This window comes from Rhizobium sp. P44RR-XXIV (assembly GCF_001999485.2).
GTDB lineage: Bacteria > Pseudomonadota > Alphaproteobacteria > Rhizobiales > Rhizobiaceae > Rhizobium.
Map to the genome: position 1 here is coordinate 195,831 of NZ_MPVZ02000029.1, position 20,073 is coordinate 215,903.

The 20,073-nt window shown below is 60.4% G+C and carries 18 protein-coding genes; 11 read left to right on the forward strand and 7 right to left on the reverse strand.

Annotated features, from left to right (window positions below; genetic code table 11):
• The first annotated feature begins 269 nt into the window (after nt 1–269).
• Nucleotides 270–1,580, forward strand: coding sequence for an MFS transporter (locus tag BSK43_RS27010; protein WP_077467850.1), 1,311 nt, complete (start codon nt 270–272; stop codon nt 1,578–1,580).
• Between the two features lie 78 nt (nt 1,581–1,658).
• On the opposite strand, the gene BSK43_RS27015 is transcribed toward BSK43_RS27010, so the two are convergent.
• The 5 genes from BSK43_RS27015 to BSK43_RS27035 all read right to left on the reverse strand — a co-directional run bounded on the left by BSK43_RS27015 (nt 1,659) and on the right by BSK43_RS27035 (nt 8,803).
• A complete protein-coding gene (locus BSK43_RS27015) occupies nt 1,659–2,846 on the reverse strand; it encodes a galactarate dehydratase (protein ID WP_068394074.1) in 1,188 nt (395 codons plus the stop codon).
• An 81-nt stretch (nt 2,847–2,927) separates the two neighbouring features.
• Nucleotides 2,928–4,649, reverse strand: a complete 1,722-nt coding sequence (locus BSK43_RS27020; RefSeq protein ID WP_077467851.1) for an ABC transporter ATP-binding protein — start codon at nt 4,647–4,649, stop codon at nt 2,928–2,930.
• Between the two features lie 7 nt (nt 4,650–4,656).
• The gene (locus tag BSK43_RS27025; protein WP_077467852.1) at nt 4,657–5,778 is read right to left on the reverse strand and encodes an ABC transporter permease; all 1,122 of its coding nucleotides are present in this window, start codon (nt 5,776–5,778) and stop codon (nt 4,657–4,659) included.
• 8 nt (nt 5,779–5,786) lie between these two features.
• Nucleotides 5,787–6,773 carry an ABC transporter permease gene (locus tag BSK43_RS27030; protein WP_037193131.1) on the reverse strand — a complete coding sequence of 329 codons (987 nt, stop codon included), beginning with the start codon at nt 6,771–6,773 and terminating at the stop codon, nt 5,787–5,789.
• A gap of 86 nt (nt 6,774–6,859) precedes the next feature.
• Entirely contained in the window at nt 6,860–8,803 is a 1,944-nt protein-coding gene (locus tag BSK43_RS27035) for an ABC transporter substrate-binding protein (RefSeq protein ID WP_077467853.1), read from the reverse strand.
• 212 nt (nt 8,804–9,015) lie between these two features.
• Between BSK43_RS27035 and BSK43_RS27040 the strand changes: the two genes are divergently transcribed.
• Nucleotides 9,016–9,729: a FadR/GntR family transcriptional regulator gene (locus BSK43_RS27040; RefSeq protein WP_068393616.1), complete on the forward strand. Its 714-nt coding sequence runs from the start codon at nt 9,016–9,018 to the stop codon at nt 9,727–9,729.
• A 78-nt stretch (nt 9,730–9,807) separates the two neighbouring features.
• On the forward strand, nt 9,808–10,728 hold the full coding sequence (locus BSK43_RS27045; protein ID WP_077467854.1) for a dihydrodipicolinate synthase family protein: 921 nt from the start codon (nt 9,808–9,810) through the stop codon (nt 10,726–10,728).
• Between the two features lie 18 nt (nt 10,729–10,746).
• On the opposite strand, the gene BSK43_RS27050 is transcribed toward BSK43_RS27045, so the two are convergent.
• A complete protein-coding gene (locus BSK43_RS27050; RefSeq protein ID WP_077467855.1) occupies nt 10,747–11,409 on the reverse strand; it encodes a CerR family C-terminal domain-containing protein in 663 nt (220 codons plus the stop codon).
• Nucleotides 11,410–11,543: 134 nt separating this feature from the next.
• On the opposite strand from BSK43_RS27050, the gene BSK43_RS27055 reads away from it, so the two are divergent.
• From BSK43_RS27055 to BSK43_RS35850, 7 genes are all read left to right on the forward strand, one after another.
• A complete protein-coding gene (locus BSK43_RS27055; protein WP_077467856.1) occupies nt 11,544–12,554 on the forward strand; it encodes an HlyD family efflux transporter periplasmic adaptor subunit in 1,011 nt (336 codons plus the stop codon).
• Between the two features lie 11 nt (nt 12,555–12,565).
• Entirely contained in the window at nt 12,566–14,326 is a 1,761-nt protein-coding gene (locus tag BSK43_RS27060) for an ATP-binding cassette domain-containing protein (protein ID WP_077467857.1), read from the forward strand.
• Entirely contained in the window at nt 14,323–15,474 is a 1,152-nt protein-coding gene (locus BSK43_RS27065; RefSeq protein ID WP_077467858.1) for an ABC transporter permease, read from the forward strand. The genes BSK43_RS27060 and BSK43_RS27065 overlap by 4 nt, the downstream gene beginning before the upstream one ends.
• A gap of 2 nt (nt 15,475–15,476) precedes the next feature.
• On the forward strand, nt 15,477–16,598 hold the full coding sequence (locus BSK43_RS27070) for an ABC transporter permease (protein WP_077467859.1): 1,122 nt from the start codon (nt 15,477–15,479) through the stop codon (nt 16,596–16,598).
• A 179-nt stretch (nt 16,599–16,777) separates the two neighbouring features.
• Nucleotides 16,778–17,896 (forward strand): hypothetical protein, encoded by a 1,119-nt coding sequence (locus BSK43_RS27075; RefSeq protein WP_205910668.1) that lies wholly within the window; start codon nt 16,778–16,780, stop codon nt 17,894–17,896.
• A 178-nt stretch (nt 17,897–18,074) separates the two neighbouring features.
• Nucleotides 18,075–18,227 carry a TonB-dependent receptor gene (locus BSK43_RS35845; RefSeq protein ID WP_246662700.1) on the forward strand — a complete coding sequence of 51 codons (153 nt, stop codon included), beginning with the start codon at nt 18,075–18,077 and terminating at the stop codon, nt 18,225–18,227.
• 103 nt (nt 18,228–18,330) lie between these two features.
• Entirely contained in the window at nt 18,331–18,756 is a 426-nt protein-coding gene (locus BSK43_RS35850; RefSeq protein ID WP_246662787.1) for a TonB-dependent receptor, read from the forward strand.
• 137 nt (nt 18,757–18,893) lie between these two features.
• On the opposite strand, the gene BSK43_RS35230 is transcribed toward BSK43_RS35850, so the two are convergent.
• Complete coding sequence (locus tag BSK43_RS35230) at nt 18,894–19,448, reverse strand: SMI1/KNR4 family protein (RefSeq protein ID WP_169055467.1); 555 nt, start codon at nt 19,446–19,448, stop codon at nt 18,894–18,896.
• Between the two features lie 339 nt (nt 19,449–19,787).
• Between BSK43_RS35230 and BSK43_RS35440 the strand changes: the two genes are divergently transcribed.
• Complete coding sequence (locus tag BSK43_RS35440) at nt 19,788–20,072, forward strand: hypothetical protein (protein WP_205910669.1); 285 nt, start codon at nt 19,788–19,790, stop codon at nt 20,070–20,072.
• Nucleotide 20,073: the final 1 nt, after the last annotated feature.

Below are 20,073 nucleotides of genomic sequence, written 5' to 3' on the forward strand. Positions count from 1 at the left end.
GTGCGCCGAAGCCACGAGCCACCTTGGATCGTGCGGCCAGGACGTGGTCGCGCCATGGCGCCGTAGTTCCTCTTTGAGGCCCTAGATGCTAGCCTTGATGCGGTCGCCGTCGCCGACGGCACCGTCAGCGCAAATCCGCAGTTCTGTATTTACACCTACGTTCGAGGTGAAACCGGAGGAGCCGCGACGTTTCCGTCCAGATCTTCATTGATAAACGCTGAGTTGCGCTATCTATAGTCGTCAATATCGACTTACGGGGAGGACGTAACGTGGTGGATGAGAAGCAGCTTATCTCCAAGATCACCTGGAGGCTCATGCCATTTCTGGGGATCCTTTATCTGATCGCCTATATCGATCGCCAGAATGTCAGTTACGCAAAGCTGGAGATGGTCGGCGATCTCGGCATGAGCGAATATGCCTATGGTCTCGGAGCCTCGCTGTTCTTCATTGGCTATTTCATCTTCGAAGTGCCGAGCAACCTGCTGCTCGACAGGTTCGGTGCCAGCAAGTGGTTCGCCCGCATCCTGGTGTCATGGGGGATCGTCACGATCGCGCTCGCCTATACGCAGAACGCGACCATGTTCTACATTCTACGCTTCCTGCTCGGCGCCTGCGAGGCGGGCTTCTTTCCCGGCGTGCTCTATCTGCTCACTCTCTGGTATCCTTCGGCCTATCGCGGCACGATGGTCGGCCTCTTCATGATCTTCAGCGCATTTGCCAATGCGATCGGTGCGCCCCTTGGCGGTGTGCTGCTGGATCTCAACGGCCTCTACGGCATGGCCGGATGGCAATGGGTCTTCCTCGTTACCGGCGTGCCTGCCGTCATTGCCGGCATCATCACGCTGTTTTATCTCCCTGATCTGCCATCGAAGGCGTCTTTCCTCAGCGATAGCGAGAAGTCCTGGCTCAAGGATCGGCTGGCGGCGGAAAATTCGGACATGGAGCAAAATGCCTCCGATGGTTTCCGGGCGCTGATCAATCCGCGCGTGCTGTTGATGGCTCTTTGCTATGTCGGCTTCCCGCTGGCCGCCTATGGGCTTAGCTACTGGCTGCCGACCATCGTCAAGAATTTCGGCGTCAGCAACACTACCAACGGCTTCCTGAATATCATTCCCTGGCTTCTCGTTGCCGTTGCGCTTTACGCCGTGCCGGCGGCGGCGGACAAGGCAACCTCGAAGACGCCGTTCATCGTCATTCCCGCCCTGGTTGGCGCCGTGTGCCTGGTGCTGTCGGCCGTGATCCCCGACCATACATTGCAGTTCACCTTCCTCTGCATCGCGGCAGCCGGTATTTTTGCCGGTCAGCCCGTCTTCTGGAGCCTGCCGTCGCGCTTCCTGCAGGGGGCCGGGGCTGCGGCAGGCCTTGCCGCTATCAATTCGGTCGGCAACCTCGGCGGCTTCGTCGCCCAGAACGTCGTTCCCTGGATCAAGGACTCCACCGGAAGCACGATTGCACCGATGTTCTTCCTCGCGGCCTGCCTCTTGGCTGCAGCTCTCCTGGTTCTCGTGATCGGACGCATGGTGCCAAGCGCGCCGAAGCGGGAGGATATCGGGGGTCCGAATGCGGCCCGCGTGAAGTGATCCCCACCAGGCTGGCGTGCTTGTCCTATGAATCAGAGGGACGGCCTGACGGCGGCCCCTCTGATTGCTTGGCTGGGTTCAGGCAAAGGCATAGGAGCCATCGGGGCGCTTCGGCACGCGGCGCTGCCAATGGATATAGCCCTCTTCCTCCATCGCCTTCTCGTCCATCTCGACGCCCCAGCCGGGCCGGTCCGGCCTGAGTTCCAGATAGCCGTCCTTCGGAAGATAGGGATCGACAACATAGCGGGTTTCGCCCTGGCGCTGTTCGATATCGTTGCCGCCGTAGACATAGGCCTGGCCCTTCGGCAGCCGGTATTCGAGTATCTTGAAGTTCTGCGCGGCGGCCGAGAAATGAACATTGACGGCGGTTGCCAGCGGACCCATCGGATTATGCGGGGCAACGCCGACGAAATGCGCTTCGGCAAGGGTTGCGATGCGGCGCATCTCGCTGATGCCGCCGACGACGCAGATGTCGGGCTGGATGAGATCCGCGCCTTTCACCTGCAACAGGCGCAGGAATTCGTTGCGATTATAGAGCGACTCGCCCGTCGCCAGCACGCAGTTGAGCCCCTGTTTCAGCTCGCCCCACATCTCGATATTCTCCGGGCGCAGCGGCTCCTCATAGAAGAGCGGATCGTAGGGCGCGAGGGCATTGCCGAGCTGGCGCGCGGCGACCGGTTCGAAGATCTTCGCGTGGGCGTCGAAGGCTATTTCATAGTCGTCGCGCACGGTTTCGCGCAGCGAACGGAAGTAGTCCGCCGAAGCTTTCACGACATTGCCCCAGCGATGGGCGTGCATGTCGATGCGCCAGGGGCTGAGCTTGAAGGCGGTAAAGCCCCATTCGGCATTCAGGCGGTCGAATTCGTCACGCGCGGCCGGCGCGTCCGGTGCCGTATAGACGCCGGCATAGACCTTGACGCGATCGCGCACGGCACCACCGAGCAGCTTGTAGACCGGTACATTGAGCGCTTTGGCGGAGAGATCCCAAAGGCAATGATCCAGCGCGGAGATTGCGGCCAATCCGAGCGCGCCCGGCGGGAACCGGCTCTGCTGGATCAGCAGATTGACGAGATAGTCGATGCGGCTTGGGTCTTGGCCGGCGATGAAGCCGTAGAGATAGTCGAGCAGTGGCGGCAGCGCCTTGTCGGGGCCGTGATTGTAGCATTCGCCCCAGCCTGTCAGTCCATCATCGGTGTCGAGCGCGACGATGACGCGCGGGCGGTCCTTGTCGCGGGTCATGAATACCCGCATGCGGTCGATTTTCATCTTCATTTCCTTCTATCGATGCTTATGGATGCAGCGTGGGACGCGCCGCAGGTTTGGAAATCTTTGCCGAGAGGGTCGTCATCATGCTGCGCTCCCGTTCTTCAGCACCTCCGGCTCGACATAGCGGAAGCGTCGCGAGCGATCGCGGTCGCGCGGATCGGGGCGCGGGATGGCCGATATCAATGCCTGGGTATAGGCGTGTTCAGGGGCGTTGCAGACCTTTTCGGCATCGCCAACTTCGACCAGCCGTCCTTTGTACATGACGCCGACGCGGTCGCACATGTAGCGGATGACGCCGATATCGTGACTGATGAAGATGTAAGCGAGGCCGAGTTCGTCCTGCAGTCGCATCAAAAGGTCGAGCACTTGCGAGCGGACAGAGACATCAAGCGCCGAGGTCGCTTCGTCGGCGACGATGATGCGAGGGTTGAGTGTGATTGCGCGGGCGATACCGATACGCTGGCGCTGCCCGCCGGAAAAGGCATGCGGATAACGCTCGCGCGTCTTCGGGTCGAGACCGACCTGCTCCATCAGGTGGCAGACCCGCTCTTCGAGCGCCCGGCCTTTGGCGATGCCGTTGACGAGCAGCGGTTCGCCGATGATCTGCGAGACGGTCATGCGTGGATTGAGCGAGCCGAACGGGTCCTGAAAGACCATGCGCAATTCGCGCCGCGCTGCCGCAAGCGTCGATCCTCTGGCACTTGCCAGGTCGACCACGTCGCCATCGGTTCGGCGATAGAGGATCTCGCCAGCGCTCGGATCGATGAGGCGCATGATCGAGCGGCCCATCGTCGTCTTGCCGGAGCCGCTCTCGCCGACAATGCCGAGCGTTTCGCGCGGCAGCAGCGATATGGAAACCTCGTTCAAGGCGCGGACTTCGCCGAAGGCCATCGACACGTTGCGCAATTCGAGAATGGGGGCGACCGCCCGGTCGAGCGGCGGCCGCGCTAGCCGTATCTCGGCCTTCTGCTCTAGCTTCAGCACCGAGCCGATCAGCATGCGCGTATAGTCGTCCTTCGGTGCATGGAAGATCTGTTCGACCGGGCCATATTCTTTGACGAGGCCGTTGTGCATGACGAGCACGTCGTCGGCGATTTGGGCGACGACGCCCATGTCATGGGTAATGAACAGCACCGCCATGCCGTAGGCCTTCTGCAAGCGGCCGATCAGGTCGAGGATTTCGGCCTGCGTCGTCACGTCGAGCGCCGTTGTCGGCTCGTCGGCGATCAGAAGTTGTGGCTTGCAGGCAAGCGCCATGGCGATCATGGCGCGCTGGCGCATGCCGCCCGAATATTGGAAGGCGTAGCGGTCGACGGCTTTTTCCGGGGAGGGGATTTCAACCTGCTTCAGCAGCGAGATCGCCTCGACGCGCGCCTCCGCCTTGCTCATTTTCGTATGCAGCCGAAGCGCTTCCATGATCTGGTCGCCGACCGTATGAACCGGTGACAGCGATGCCATCGGTTCCTGGAAAATCATGGCGATGTCGCGCCCGCGGATCGCCCTGATCTGGCGGCCGCGCGGATTGAGTTTGACGAGATCGATGGAGCTGCCATCGGCGGCGTTCAGAATGATCGAGCCGCCACTGATGCGCCCGGGCGCATCGACGATCTGCAGGATGGAGCGCGCGGTCACCGACTTGCCCGAACCGCTCTCGCCGACGACGCAGAGCGTTTTGCCCGGCTCGATGGCGAAGGAGAGATTGTCGACCGCGCGAAAGGTGCCGGTTCGCAAGGGAAAGTCGACCGTCAAGTTCTTGACCTGCAGCAGCGGACGGGTGGTGGCCATGGAAACGATATCGGTCATGCCCACCTCATTTGTTGTAGGGATCGGCTGCATCGCGCAGGCCGTCGCCAAGAAGGTTCAGTGCCATGACGGCAACGACGACGGCCGCACCCGGCAGGAACAGCCACGGCGCGGTGGCAATCGAGCGGATGTTCTGCGCTTCGCGTAGCAGCACGCCCCAGGAGACGGTCGGCGGCTGCAGGCCAAGCCCGAGAAAGGAGAGGGATGTTTCGGCGAGGATCATCGCCGGCACGGCAAGCGTGATGGAGGCGATGATATGGCTGGCGAAACTCGGCAGCATGTGGCGGAAGATGATGCGTCCCTCACTCGCGCCGTCCAGTCTCGCGGCGGCCACGAATTCCTCCGTGCGCAGCGACAGGAAGCGACCGCGCACCACACGAGCAAGCTGTGCCCAGCCCGTGAGCGACAGGATGATGGTGATCATCATATATTGCAGTGCCGCCGGCCAGCCTTGCGGCAGGGCGGCGGCCATGGCGAGCCAGATCGGGATCGTCGGCAGCGACAACACGAAGTCGATCAGCCGCTGGATGAAGAAATCGAGTTTCCCGCCGTAGTAACCAGAAATCCCCCCTAGAACGATGCCGAGCAGCAAGGAGAAGAAGACGCCGACAAGCCCGATCGACAGCGAGATCTGAGCGCCCTGAATGGTGCGGCTGAAGACGTCTCGGCCCAGCCGGTCGGCTCCGAACAGCAGGAGCGGCGTGGATTTGTCGGATGAGACGAGCAGGTGGATGTTGCTCGTAAACAGACCGAGCACCGAATATTCGTAGCCGCGCCCGAACAGGCTGACGGAGACCCGCTTCGTCGTGTCCTCCTTGAAGATCGCCGCCAGCGTTTCCGGATCGCGGGTGAGCTTCAGGGGGTAGTAGTGGAGACCGATCGAGAAGCCGTTGTCCGTATCGATGAAATGCAGTCTCTGCGGCGGATGGAAGGTTGCCCGCGCATTCTGCAGGATGGGATCGTTGATCGCGAAGAACCCGGGAACGAGGGCGACGATATACATCATGACGGTGACGACGAGAGCGACCATGGCCAGCTTGTGGCGGCGAAATGCCCACCAGATCAGCTGCCATTGCGATGCCACAGCGGCGCGGTCGGGACGCAGGTTCGTGACGGCGATGTCGGCCATGGGCGCTTCTACTCCAACCGGATGCGGGGATCGACGAGGGCAAGCAGGATGTCGCTGATGAGCGACCCCACAAGTGTCAGTGCGCAGATCAGCAGCACGAAGGCGCCGGCCAGATACATGTCCTGCGCCATCAGGGCCTGCAGCAGCAGCGGTGCCGCTGTCGGCAGGTTGAGGACGATGGCGACGACGACGGACCCCGAGATGAGGTTGGGCAGCAGCCAGGCAATGGTCGAGATGAACGGATTGAGCGCGATGCGCAGGGGATATTTCACCAGCAGCCTGAACTCGGAGAGGCCCTTCGCCCGCGCTGTCGTCACATAGGGCTTCGGCAGCTCATCGAGCATGTTGGCGCGCATGACGCGGATGAGGCTTGCCGTTGAAGAGACGGCGAGAATGATGACGGGTAGCCAGAGATGTGACAGCAGGTCCAGCATCTTGGCGATGCTCCAGGGCGCCGTCTCATATTCGGAGGAAAACAGGCCGCCGACATCCTGGCCGAATTCCACGGCGGCGACATACATCAGCACCAGCGCCAGCAGGAAGGATGGGATCGCAAGGCCGAGAAAGGTGAAGGCAGTGAAGAGATAGTCGCCGATCGAGTATTTCTTGACGGCGGAATAGACGCCGATCGGCAGCGCGATTGCCCAGGTGGCTATCAGGGCGGCAAGCGCCAGTATCAGCGTCAGCGCCATGCGCTCCCAGATGAGACCGGAGACCGGCTGTTGCCATTCGAACGAAATGCCGAAATCGCCACGGGAAAGAATGCCCCACATCCATTTCAGATACTGAATGAGCATCGGCTGATCGAGGCCGAAGCGTTCGCGAAGCTGCGCCGCTGTGTTCTGGTCGACGACCTCGTTCGAGGAGGCAAGCGTGGCGATATAGGTCGTCACATAATCGCCGGGCGGCAGCTGGATCAGCACGAAGGCGAGGAAGCTGATGGCGAACAGGGATGGGATCATCCACAACAGGCGTTTACCGATGAAGACCAGCATGGCTATGTCTCGCGTTGAGCGCTGCTCCGGGCAGCTCCGCATGAAGGAAAGCGCCGCCCATGGAAGGCGGCGCTTGATCAATCCAATCAGCTGGTGAAGAAGAATTGCTGCGGCATGGCAGGTCCCGGATTGGGCCAGGACCAGCTATCCGGCTGCTTTTCCGGGACATTGCGCAGATTATTGCGGATGATGCCGAAGCCGCCGACCGCAAGGCAAAGCCCGACCGTTTCAAATTCCTCAGCGGCGATGTCGAAGATCTGCTTCATCACGGCGCCGCGCTTTTCGAGATCCGCCGTCGAGCGCGCCTCGTCGAAGAGCTTCATACGCTTCTTCTGGCTTTCCGGCGGCTCTTCGCCCTGTTTGCCGTTCGAGGTGTACCAAACGGACCACGGGATGGCGTAGCGCGAGCCCTGCGGATGGAAGGCGAAGAAATCGCGCGGATCGAGCATCGGGTCGAGACCGCCTGGCCCTGGCCACACCTGGGCATCATGCGCATTGTCGTCGCCGCGGGTGTAATAAAGCGCGCGTTCGACCGTGTTGACCTTCATGTCGACGCCGATCTGCGCCCAATGCGCCTTTACCAGTTCGAGGGCATCGACCAGATCGGGATAGAGAGTCGGAATGACGTCGACGGTGAAGAACATCTTCTGGCCGTCCGGCCTCAGGCGAAAGCCGCTCGCATCCTTCTTCCCGTAACCGGCTTGATCGAGCATCGCGCCGGCCTTGTCCGGATCGTAGTTCGTGAATTGGCGGGCGTATTTTTCATTGTACCAGGGATGCTCCGGCCGCGGCCCCGCCTGATAGCCTTCGCTCTGGCCGAAATAGACGATGTCGATGATTTCTTGCCGGTTGATTCCGAGCGAAAGCGCTTGTCTCACCGATTTGTCGGCAAACATCTTGCGCATCGCTGGATCTTTGTGGGTGATGTTGAAGTAGATCTGGCATTGCTGCGAGCTGGAAGGAATGAGCGTTAAAAGGCGATAGTCGCCCTTCTTCATGTTCTGCGAGAGTGTCGGCTTGTTCGCCAGCACGCTGATGTGGCGTTCCTGGATATCGATCTTGCCGGAAATGACATTCAGCATCAGCGATTCCACGTCCTGCGAGATGCCGAAATTGATCTCGTCGACATAGGGAAGCTGATTGCCCGATGTATCGACCTGCCAGAAGTAAGGATTGCGGGTCATGACGACGCGGGTGGCGCCACCAGTATAGGGCTCCTTGACGACCCAAGGGTCGAGCGTCGGCTTGTCGGGGTTGCCCCAGCGCGAGGGAATCTCGATATCGCCGCAGCGCGCGCGGAAAAGCTCCGGCCAGCTGTTGGAGCCGGCCTTCTTGGCGTCTTCGGCAACGTTGGGATTATATTTCGGCAGGAACTGGCTGCAGTAGTGCTTGGGAAACAGTGTCGGATGCTGGCCAAGCGGGGTGGCTAGATTTTCCAGATAGAGCGCGTTCGGTGCCGCGAAGGCGAACTTCACCGTGTAATCGTCGATCTTCGTGACATCGACCGCCTTGCCGGCGACGGCAAGTTGGGCTGGTGTCGCGCTATAGAGATCGGTGTTCTTGACGCAATCCTCGATGGCGAACACGACATCGTCGGCGGTGAACGGGTGCCCGTCCGACCAGCGTGCGCCCTGGATCAGGTAGAAGGTGAACTGCGAGGCGTCGGCGTTGACGTCCCAGCGCTCGGCCAGATTGGGCAGGACCTGGGTGAAGTCGAGGTTCCAGCGCACAAGGCTCTGGTTGCCTACCATGCGCAGGATACCGTTATGGTCGGACGAGCCCCTGAGGCCACGCCGCAGCGTGCCGCCATAGGTGCCGACCTTTTCGTAAGGGGTGACGACCATGGGCTTCTTCGGCAGGCGATCGGCAAGCGACGGCAGTTTGCCGTCCTTGACGAGTTGGGCCAGCGCCGGAGCCTCGCCGCCGTCGGCGGCACTGACACGGCCGGCCAGAGACAAGGCTGCCATTCCCGCCATGCCGCCGAGCACTGCACGCCGGCTCATGCCGCGAGACACTATCTTATCGCGCATCGAATCCCTCCCTTTGAACGCCCAACGGCTTTCTCCGCCTCGGCGCGACAAGCTCCCAACCCGTCGCACGCACCCTCCTGGTGCAGCGGGACGAGCATATTTACGTTCTCAAATAATTACAAGAGTTGACAGATTTTTACAAATTAGGTAGCCCTACCTAGCCGTAGGCGTGTGCTATTGCTTGCCATTCAGCAGCATCAAGAAGGACCACCATGAAACTCTCGGTCGCCAACGATTCCGGCACGGGGCCGACCCGCTTTGGCGACATCATCTATGAGAGGATCGTCGCCATGATCGCTGATGGAAAGTTTCCAGTGAACGAGCGCCTGCCGTCGGAAGCCAGGCTTGCGGAAATGTTCGGCGCCTCGCGACCCGTGGTGCGTGATGCGCTTGAACGATTGCGCACCGACGGCCTGATCGTCTCCCGCAAGGGGTCCGGTTCCTATGTCCGGCAGCGGCCGGATTCATCGGTCCTCAACATGGTGCCTGTGGGGTCGCTCGCCGATGTCCAGCGTTTCTTCGAATTCCGTGCAGGGCTTGAGGCCGAGGCAGCCGAGCTTGCCGCGCGCAACTGGCAGCCGGCGGATAGAGAGCGCATCACGGCGGCGCTTCAAAACCTCGAACAATGTCTTGGTGAGGGCCGGCTCGGCGCCGAGGAGGACCAGGAGTTGCACGATGCCATCGCGATCGCGACCGGCAACCAGTTCCACATCACCGTCCGCGAATGGTTCAAGCCGCATTTCGCCATCGGGCATTCGGTAACCCGGAGCCTTAGTCTCAAGCGCACGCCGGAGCAGATCCGCAGCGTCCAGGACGAGCATGCGGTCATCGTCGAGGCGATTTTTGCCCGGCAGGAGACCGAGGCTCATGATGCCATGAAGAGGCATATTTTGAATGCACGCGCCCGCATGTTCCAGGGCGTTTGATGTCAGCGGAGGCAACGTGGCGGCCTTTGAATATCGCCTCTATGCCTGTGCAGTGATGATCGATGAAGAGGTAAGACGATGAGTGTTGAAACCATGCGCCAGGCTTTGACCGGCGTATCCGGCGTTCCGGTAACCGCCTATGATGCAAACGGCGAAGTGGAGCCACGCGTAACGGCTCAGGTTTACGGGCGAGTGGCCGCAGCCGGCATTCACAATATCGTCGCGGCGGGAAATACCGGCGAGTTCTATGCCCTGACGCCGGAAGAAATCCGCCGCGTCCATGAAGCTGCAATATCGGGTGTCGACGGCAACGCGCCGGTGACGGCGGCAATCGGCCGCTCGCTGCGCGAGGCGATCGGCATGGCCAAGGATGCCAAAGCGATCGGCGCGACCGCCGTGATGTCACATCAGCCGGTGGACCCTTTCGCAGCACCGGCCTCGCAGATCGATTATTTCCGAAGCCTTGCGGAAGCCTCGCCGTTGCCGCTGGTCGCCTATGTCAGGGCCGACGGTTTCAGCGTCGACGATATGGTTCGCCTTGCCAGTCACGGCAACATCGTTGGCATCAAATTTGCCACGACGGATCTGATGCTGCTTTCGAAGGCGATTGCTGCTTCCGATCCGAACGGTGCGCTTTTCGTCTGTGGTCTGGCGGAAAGCTGGGCGCCGAGTTTTGCAGCGGCCGGCGCACGCGGCTTCACCTCTGGTCTCGTCAACGTCGCACCGAAGCTGTCGCTTGCCGTGCATGCAGCCCTGGCACGGGGCGATTTCGCTGGCGCTCGCGCGATCGTCAACAAGCTCGAGCCCTTCGAGCGCATGCGCACCAAATTCCGCAACGGCGCCAACGTCACCGTCGTCAAGGAGGCTGTCACCTATTCGGGCCTTGATGTCGGCCCCGTCCGCGTTCCGGGCTTGCCGCGCCTCGACCAGAAGGATCGCGACGAGTTGTTCGCCTTGCTTCGCGACTGGCAGGGATCGGGGGATGCATTCAAGCTCTAAAGTTCTGGCTTAGGCCACTCACGACGAAAGCCGACTGATGCCGCCGAGGGTGAAGCGAACCAGCCGGTCCGCCAGTTCCTCATCGGTCGTCACTTCCTTGCCGAGTGCCGGAATGATTTCGGATACGCGTTTCTCGGCCACGAGCAGCATGAAGCACGGCGCCATCGTGGAAAGGGCGGCCTGTGCGACTAACGGGTGATCCGGGGTGACGCCGATGATCTCGGCGATGACACCGAACAGCAATGCTTTCTTCGGCTCTATCTCTTCACGACGGAGCTTGTCGATATGGGGTGTTGGCGCAATGAGTTCGCGGACGATCACCTTCGCCGGCCAGGAATTCTCGCTGTTGGCTCGCACGACCTTGACCAGCAGGCCAATGAGCCGGCGCAATTTTTCCTCGGCGGCAATATCCGCTGCCACTGCGTGGGCAAGCACTTCGTAGCTCATGAGGCGGCGGTGGCCTTCGGCGAGGACGTCTTCATATAGGGCCTCGATGCCGCCGAAGTGGTAGTTGACCGCCGCGGCATTCGTGCCCGCCCTGAGAGCAATTTCCTTTGCCGTCGCACGGTCGAATCCGAGTTCGGCGAAGACGGCGCCTCCTGCCTCGAGCAGGCTCATCCGCGTTGCCGCGCCGTCCTGCCGATCCCTGGAGCGCGATGATCGTCTGTTGCTCTCGACCATTCTCTCTGCCTTCCATTAGTTCAAATATTAAATTGAAATTTTAATTTCACAAGTGCTATAATCGGGCATGCATCGATTTTAGGTCGTCGTTCGCCTCACTAGAGCCGGCATCTCGTTTGGAGTTCAAATAGACCATGCAGCGCATCTTAGTCATCTTGATCCTCGTGATCGCCGCAGCCGGCGGTACCTGGTGGTATCTCCATCGGGACGACGGCTCCAACGCACTCGTTCTCTATGGAAACGTCGACTTCAGGCAGCTTACCCTAGCCTTCAACGGTAGCGAACGCGTCGCCGAAGTCCTTGTCGAAGAGGGCGCACAAGTCAAGAAAGGCCAGATCGTCGCCAGGCTGGATACCAGCCGGCTCCAGCCGCAGGTTGCTCAGGCCGAGGCGCAGGCGGCCAGCCAGCGCGCCAACCTGGCGCGTCTGAAGAACGGCAGCCGCCCCGAAGAGATCGCCCAGGGGCGCGCCAATCTCGAATCCGCCAAGGCGGAGGCCGTCAACGCCCGTGCCCAGTTCGAGCGCCAGAACGCACTCGCGCCGAAGGCCGTGGTCAGCCAGCAAGCGCTGGATGAGGCTCGATCAGCAGCGGCGGTTGCCGACGCCAAGGTCGTTTCGAACCAGAAGGCGCTGGATCTGCTGGTCGTCGGTTCCCGTCTAGAAGATATCGATGAGGCGGAAGCGCAACTTCATGCCGCCGAAGCCAATGTCTCGCTGCTGCATCAGCAACTCGCGGATGCCGAGCTGAAGGCGCCTGTCGATGCGATCGTGCAATCCAGGCTGATCGAACCCGGCGAGATGGCCTCGCCGACCCGCGCTGCCTTCTCGCTTGCGACCATCAGCCCGAAATGGGTGCGCACCTATGCCTCCGAAACCCAGCTCGGCATGCTCCGCCCCGGCATGAAAGCCTCCGTGGCCGTGGATTCGCTTCCGGGGCAAACGATCCCCGGATGGGTCGGCTTCATTTCCTCGGTTGCCGAGTTCACGCCGAAATCGGTGCAGACGGAGGAGCTGCGCACCAGCCTTGTGTATGAGGTGAGGGTCTTCGTCGACGATCCCAACAATATGTTGCGCCTGGGGATGCCGGCAACCGTGACGCCGCTTCCGGGCGAGCAGGCACGCCTTGCCACCGCCCAGCAGCAATAGGCGAGGATGTGATGAGCGACAGCAATCTCTCGGTGATCGCACGCAATCTCCGCAAGGCGTTTCGCCGGGACACCGGGGAAACGGTGGAGGCGCTTGCCGATATCTCGCTCGACGTTCGCAAGGGCGCCTTGACGGCGCTCGTCGGTCCGGATGGCGCCGGCAAGACGACATTGCTGCGCCTGGCCTGCGGCCTCATCGCGCCGGATGGCGGCAGTTTGGAGGTTATCGGCGTCGATATCGCCAAGGAGCCGCAGCATGTCCAGGACCGCATCGGCTACATGCCGCAGAAGTTCGGCCTATACGAAGATTTGAGTGTTCAGGAGAACCTCGATCTCTACGCCGATCTGCATGGCGTGACGCAATCCCAGCGCAACGAAACCTACCCACGCCTCTTCGAGATGACGCAGCTCGGGCGGTTCAAGCAAAGGCCCGCGGGAAAATTGTCGGGCGGCATGAAGCAGAAGCTTGGTCTTGCCTGCACTCTGGTGCGCGCGCCGGAACTGCTGCTTCTCGACGAACCCACAGTGGGTGTCGATCCGCTATCTCGGCGTGAGCTCTGGGACATCGTCTTCAGGCTCATAAAGGAGGACGGGCTGTCGGTGATCGTGGCAACCTCCTATCTCGACGAAGCCGAGCGCTGCGAACATGCCGTGCTCATGCATGCGGGAAAAATCCTCGATCAGGGACCGCCGGCCGAGATCACGGCGAAGGCAGAGGGATGCTGCTTTATGGTCGATACCCCCGAGGGCATGGCCGCAAGATCGCTGCAGGCCCGCCTCTTCGCACTGCCTGGCATTGTCGATGCCGTTCCCGAAGCCGGGCGCGTCCGGATCGTGCGCAAGCCGGACCAGAAGGACGAACCGCTGCAGCTGGATGAGACGAAGCTCGACACCGAAAGCGTCGCGCCGCGGTTCGAAGATGCCTTCATGATGCTGTTTGCCGCTGTTGCCGGCGATGGAGAGCGCCAGACGCATGTCAGTCAGCCCGCGGAGAAGCGAAACGGCGATGAAACGATCGTGCAGGTTCGCGACCTCGTCCGCAAGTTCGGGGATTTCACCGCCGTCGACCATGTCAGCTTCAGTGTCCGCAAGGGCGAGGTCTACGGTCTGCTCGGTCCGAACGGTGCCGGCAAAAGCACCACATTCCGGATGCTCTGCGGCTTGCTTCCCGCCACCAGCGGCACCCTTATGGTCGCCGGCTCCGACCTGTTGACGGCGGGCGCAAAGGCGAGAGAGCGGCTGGGCTATGTCGCGCAGAAATTTTCGCTCTATGGGCAGCTCAGCGTCGATGAAAACCTGGAGTTCTTCGCAAGCGCCTATGGACTGCGCGGCAAGCACAGGAAGGAGAGGATCGACTCCCTGAAGAACCAGTTCGAATTGGGCCAGTTTTCAAGATTGCCGAGCGGGCAGTTGCCCGGCGGGTTCAAGCAGCGGCTGGCGCTTGCCGCCGCCCTGCTGCACGAGCCGGATATTCTCTTTCTCGATGAGGCGACAAGCGGCGCCGATCCACTCGCAAGGCGGCAATTCTGGGGGCGGATCACCGCCCTGTCCGAGCAGGGAGTCACCATCATCGTCACGACGCACTTCATGGAAGAAGCCGAGTATTGCGACCGGATTATCATCCTCGACGCCGGCCGCAATCTGGCGGAGGGAACGCCGGTCGAAATCCGCGCCCATGCGGGTGCGCACGGCGAGACGGCAGCGACCATGGAGGAGGCCTTCATCGCGATCGTCGAGAAGGAACGCCACAGACAAGCGGAGAAGGCTGCATGAGCGTACCCGTCAAACATCCCGGCCAAGGATTGCGCGCGGCCTTGCGCCGCATCCGCGCGCTCATCCGCAAGGAGACCTGGCAGCTCTTGCGCGACCCGAGCAGCATCGCGATCGGCATTGTTATGCCCGTGGCGCTGCTGATCCTGTTCGGATACGGCATCAATCTCGACGTCAAGAATGTTCCCGTTGCCATCGTCATGGAGGAGAATTCGGCCGAGGCGCGCGGGCTCGCATCCGCCTTCGGACTCTCCAGCTATTTTTCTCCAAAGCCCGTCAAGACGATGGCCGAGGCCGAAGCAATGCTTCTCTCATCGCAGGCAAGGGCGATCGTGCGGATCCCTTCCGACTTTGCCCGCAACGCCGCCGTGGGCAATGGCGAGGTCCAGGTCGTCGTCAACGGCAGTGATGCCAACACCGCCCGTATCTCGCTCAGCTATGCGGAAGCAGCGGTCGGCGTCTGGGCCGCGAAGGAGGCATCGCGCCAAGGGGCATCCACCGGCAGCGGCGTGACGATCCAATCCCGGCTCTGGTTCAACGAGGCCAATGACAGCAGCTATTTCCTCGTGCCGGGTCTCGTCGTTCTCGTCATGACGCTGATCGGCGCGCTTCTCACCGCCCTTGTCATGGCGCGGGAATGGGAGCGCGGCACCTTCGAGGCGCTCTTCGTAACACCGGTGCGCTCGACCGAAATCCTGCTCGGCAAGACGGTTCCTTATTTTGTGCTCGGGCTGGCGGGCCTGGCGCTCTGCGTCGTCGGCAGCCGGTTGCTCTTCGGCGTGCCGCTTCGCGGATCGCTGCTGGTGCTCACCATCGTATCCATGCTCTATCTTCTGGTCGCTCTGGGGCTTGGCCTTGCCATATCCTCAATCACCAAGAGCCAGTTCATCGCCAGCCAGATTACCGTTCTCGCCACCTTCCTGCCGGCCATGATGCTCTCGGGCTTCATGTTCGATCCGAGGAGCATGCCCTTGGCGGTGCAGATCATCACCTATATCTTCCCGGGCCGGTACTTCGTCACTCTGTTGCAAACCCTGTTTCTCGCCGGCAACATCTGGAGCGTCATCCTGCCCAATGCGGCGGTGCTCGCCGGCATGGCGACGGCGCTCCTGGCACTTGCCGTCCGCATGACCCGCAAGAGGATCGCCTAGCCATGTTCATCGCGTCGCTTCTGCGCATCCTCACTCTCATCCGAAAGGAACTTCTCGTGATCCTGAAGGATCCGAGAAGCCGGGCAAGCCTCGTCGTGCCACCGATCCTGCAATGCCTGATCTTCGGCTATGCCGCGACCTACGATCTCAACAACGTCCCCTATGCGCTCGTGGACCAGGACAGGACTGCGACGTCGAGAAACCTCGTCGCGAAGCTCGAAGGGTCCGGCATCTTCGAAAGAGTGGCGACGCTGACGCAGACGGGCCAGGCCGTGCGGCTGCTCGACACCAAGCAGGTCGTCCTGATCATCGTCATCGAGCACGATTTCGAGCGGCAATTGGAAGCGGGCGTCCCCGGCACTGTGCAGGTCGTCGCGGATGGCCGGAATTCCAACACCAGCGGCATAGCGCAAGGCTACGTCAACACCATCGTCGGCGATTTCACATCCGACTGGCTTGCACGGAAGGGAGGTTCCGGGAGTGCCGTCAGGGTCACGACCCGCGCATGGTACAATCCGCAGCTGGAAACGCGATGGAGCATGGTCCCCTCGCTCATCGGAACGATCACCATGCTGATGACGATGATGCTGACTGCCATGTCCGTCGCGCGCGAACGCGAGGAAGGAACTTTCGACCAGCTGCTTGTGGCACCCTTCACCCCGACAGAGATCATGATCGGCAAGGCTGTGCCCTCGATGATCGTCGGCATCACCCAGGCATCTACTATCCTGCTGGTGGCGTTGTTCTGGTTCCGCATCCCGTTTGCTGGCTCGTTCATGACGCTTTATCTCGGGCTCAGCCTCTTCCTTGCCGCCGCCATCGGCTTCGGATTGTTCCTGTCATCCATCGCGGCGAACATGCAGCAGGCGATGATCCTCTGCTTCGTCTTCCTGATGCCATTCATGCTGCTGTCCGGGCTGATGTCTCCGACCGACAACATGCCGGAGGTCTTGCAATATGCGACGATGATCAATCCGCTGAAATATGCGATCAACATCACCCGTGGGGTCTATCTCGAAGGCGCGGGGCTGAACGCTCTGCTACCCGACATGCTGGCGCTGGTTGCGATAGCTGCCGCAACCATGCCGGTCGCTGCATGGATGTTCCGTCATCGATTGAATTAAGGAAGCGCGGAACTGCCAACTCGCAGCGCCTCGTGCTAAGAGGCGAGCTACGGCATTCACGCCAGCATGTAATAACATTGCGAAATTTCCAATTTAGAAGAACCTGTCTGATTGCGGCATTGCATTAGCGAAATGTATTTATTGCGGAGTGTTTGGATATGCAGTTCTGGCGGTGGATCGTGTTGGTTTCTGTTGGTCTGCTCCTGTCCCTCCAGCAAGCAACTGCTGCCGAGCTGGTGAAGGAGGAGAGTCTCTCGCTGCCGATCCAGATCGGTTCCAAGACAATGGAGCTTGAAACGCTGGTGGTTCGGCCGGTTGATGGTGACAGGTTTCCACTTGTGTTGATCGTCAACGGATCGGCCGGAGCCAATCCATCGGAGATGCATCCCGAGTGGCTGGCGCATATCGCGCATGATTTTGCCCATCGCGGCTGGATTGCCGCATCGGTCGTCTGGCCGGGCTACGGTCGCTCCACCGGAACCTTCATGAACAAGGCTGGAAACTGTTCAAGGCCCGATGTTTCCATGTTTCTCAATGCGCATGGCGATGAGCTTGCCGCTGCATTGAAGACGCTTCGCACACGCAGCGATGTCGATCCGTCTGTAACATTGGGTTTGGGCATATCGATCGGCGGGGCTTCCATGCTCGATCTTGCCGGACGCACGGACCGGCCGCTGACGGCTGTCATCAATATTTCCGGCGGTGTGTATCACTATACGACGGTGGGGGTGGCCGATCCCAATTGCTCGCTCTTCCAGGATGATCTTGTGCGGGACTTCACCGGGTTCGGTCGCAACAATCCGACACCGACGCTCTGGTTCTACGCTGCCAATGATCCTTATTTCGGGCCGGATCTCGCTCAGCGACTGTTGGCCGGATATCGTTCAGGGGGTGGAAACGTCGATTTCGTCGGGCTTCCGCCTTTCGGGCAGGACGGGCATACATTGTACAAATGGAACGCAAATCCATTGCTTGAACCCAGGATTGACGACTTCCTGCGACGCAATCATCTGCCCGCGATGAACCAAGACGAATTGGCGCCCTTGATTTCCGCGCTGACGCCTGTCGATCGCGCAAGCGCAGAGCTTTACCTGAAGCAAGTGACCGAGAAAGCCGCGGCCATGGCTGAGGATGGCACCGGCTTTTATTGGTGGTACGGCCTTCGTTCCATCGAGGATGCCCGCCGGCAGGCGCAGGCCTATTGCGAGAAAAAAAGCGGTAAGACATGCCATATCGTTGCGGAGAACGCGCATCCGGTCGATGGCTGGCAACGTACGGTCTCCGGCTCCAGGCAATGATAACGAGTCCGTATTCGGCTGGATGAATGTGCCGGGACAAATATATGGATTTACCATCAACTTGATGATGCCAGGCAAGCCTTGTGTGAGGCAATAACGGCCCTTTACAACGCTCTACATTGTAGGGAAGGCAAATGACGGAACTGCGCCCCGTCTTATCGACAGACCTCGATCTCATATGTTGTCGGCGGAGATTATTTCCACCGCCTCGGCCTACATGCAGGATTCCCTGCATCTGACCGACCAATGGATCCTCGTCGGCGGCCTGCGCTATCAGTATTATGACCTGATGGCCCGGCAAGGGGCGGCCCTTCGTCACCAATACGGATAGCAATGGCAGCAAGTGGGTACCGAGCGGCGGCATTGTCTATAAGCTGACGCTGGAGGAGGGAGTATTCTACGAGGTCGGCAGCAAGTTCGAGATTGCCGACGGGCTGACGGCCAATGTTGCGCTCTACACCAGCGACAGGAAGAATGTCGCCTATTCCGAAGTCATCAACGGCGAGATCTATATCCAGACTGCTGGCCTCGTGCGCGCCCGGGGTGTGGAAGTGGATGTTGCGGGCGAATTGACCGACGAGCTAAGCATGATTGCCAGCTACGGCTTCACCGACGCCAAGGTGCTCGAAGATCCGACTTACGCCGGCAAATGGCCCGTCAACGTGCCGCGTCATACCGGCTCACTGTTCTTTACCTATGATTTCGGCGAAGTCGGTGGCAACGGCAATACGCTGAAGGTTGGCCTGGGTGCGCGCGGAGCCGGCAAGCGCGCCGGCATCAACATCAACGCCTATTTCCTGCCCGGTTACGTCGTGGCTGACGCCTTTGCCGCCTACACCTTCCGGATGGACGCCCGCTGACGCTGCAGCTCAATCTGAAAAACATCCTCAACAAGACCTACTACAGCTCCTCCATCGGATCGACCAATCTCGGCAACCAGATCGGCGAGCGTCAAGTTCTGATCGCGGTCACATCCTGGTAGCCTTGCACTGCGGCTCTAAAATAGCTCGAGGAACTCTTCGGGATCGTCCTTGATGGCCTGCAGCGAAAGCTTGAGAAAGGTGCGGAAGTCCGGCGCTACATAGCTGATCTCATCGGGGTCATGCGTGAAGGCGATGATCTGCCCGATCTTCCCTTTCTCGGTGGGGGTATAATCCTGGATCAACATGAGGGAGTTGCCGCCGAAGGCAGCAAACGGAAGCCATCCGCGCTGAAACCAGCCGTCGCGGATGCGTGGGTCGCGGGGTGAGGGTTCGATATATCCCTCATACTGAGGGGATACGCGTTCCATACCGGCTCGCGCCTTTTGGGCGGAAGTCAGAGACAGAAAATCATATCCTGTCAGAAAGTCCGGCCTTAGAAAAACACGCACTTCATGTTCACTGCCGTCAGCTATGCGCCATGCCTCACGCAAGTCGGGATCCAGGGCGAAGTCAAGCCGCGCTTCTGCTTCGGCCAGCGTCGTCTCCGCATTGCCCTCGGCAAGATTGAGATGGGCGTCATGCTTGGAATAAACGCGCCGTAAAGCCTCGACATAGTCTGCAAAGATCATATCTGTCCTCGTGGTTGCGGCTCTCGTCTGTGCGAGTTCATCAGCATAAAGGAAATTGTTCAAGCCGTTCGGCGGCGTGTGCCTCTTGATCCCGGCTATCACTAATATCCGCCTCTGCACATTGAGGGAAACACATGATTTCCGCCTGGCGCATGTTTGGGATAAATATGGTTTCGCAAACCGCTTCTTTGCAAAGAGCGAAGTGACACCGTTCAAATTGTGATTGGGAGCATGAGCCTTTATCGACACGATGAGTTCACGCCTGGATGGGAGCCTGATCCCTGGGAAATGGCTACCAGCGCCGCGGACGCTCAAAGGCGGGCATTTCATGAGCGTGCGATGATGCCGATCAAATGGCGGCCAGTCCCATGGAAACGCTTTCCTTCCGATGGCATTTTCGGCCACCGAAAGGATTGGTTTGTTTCGGCTGAGGTCGAGTTCATAGCCTCATCAGGCGGTGAAGATTTACTGCTGATCGAAAACGTCTGGTTTGGTTGGCCTGATCCACCGCAATGGGGTCTGGCATCCCGTCCCAATGGTCGATACGATCTCGAATGGGAGCGATGGGGCAATTTTGCCGATCTACCGACAGCATGGCAGGTTCCCGATCGTCCTCGGCCTTAGA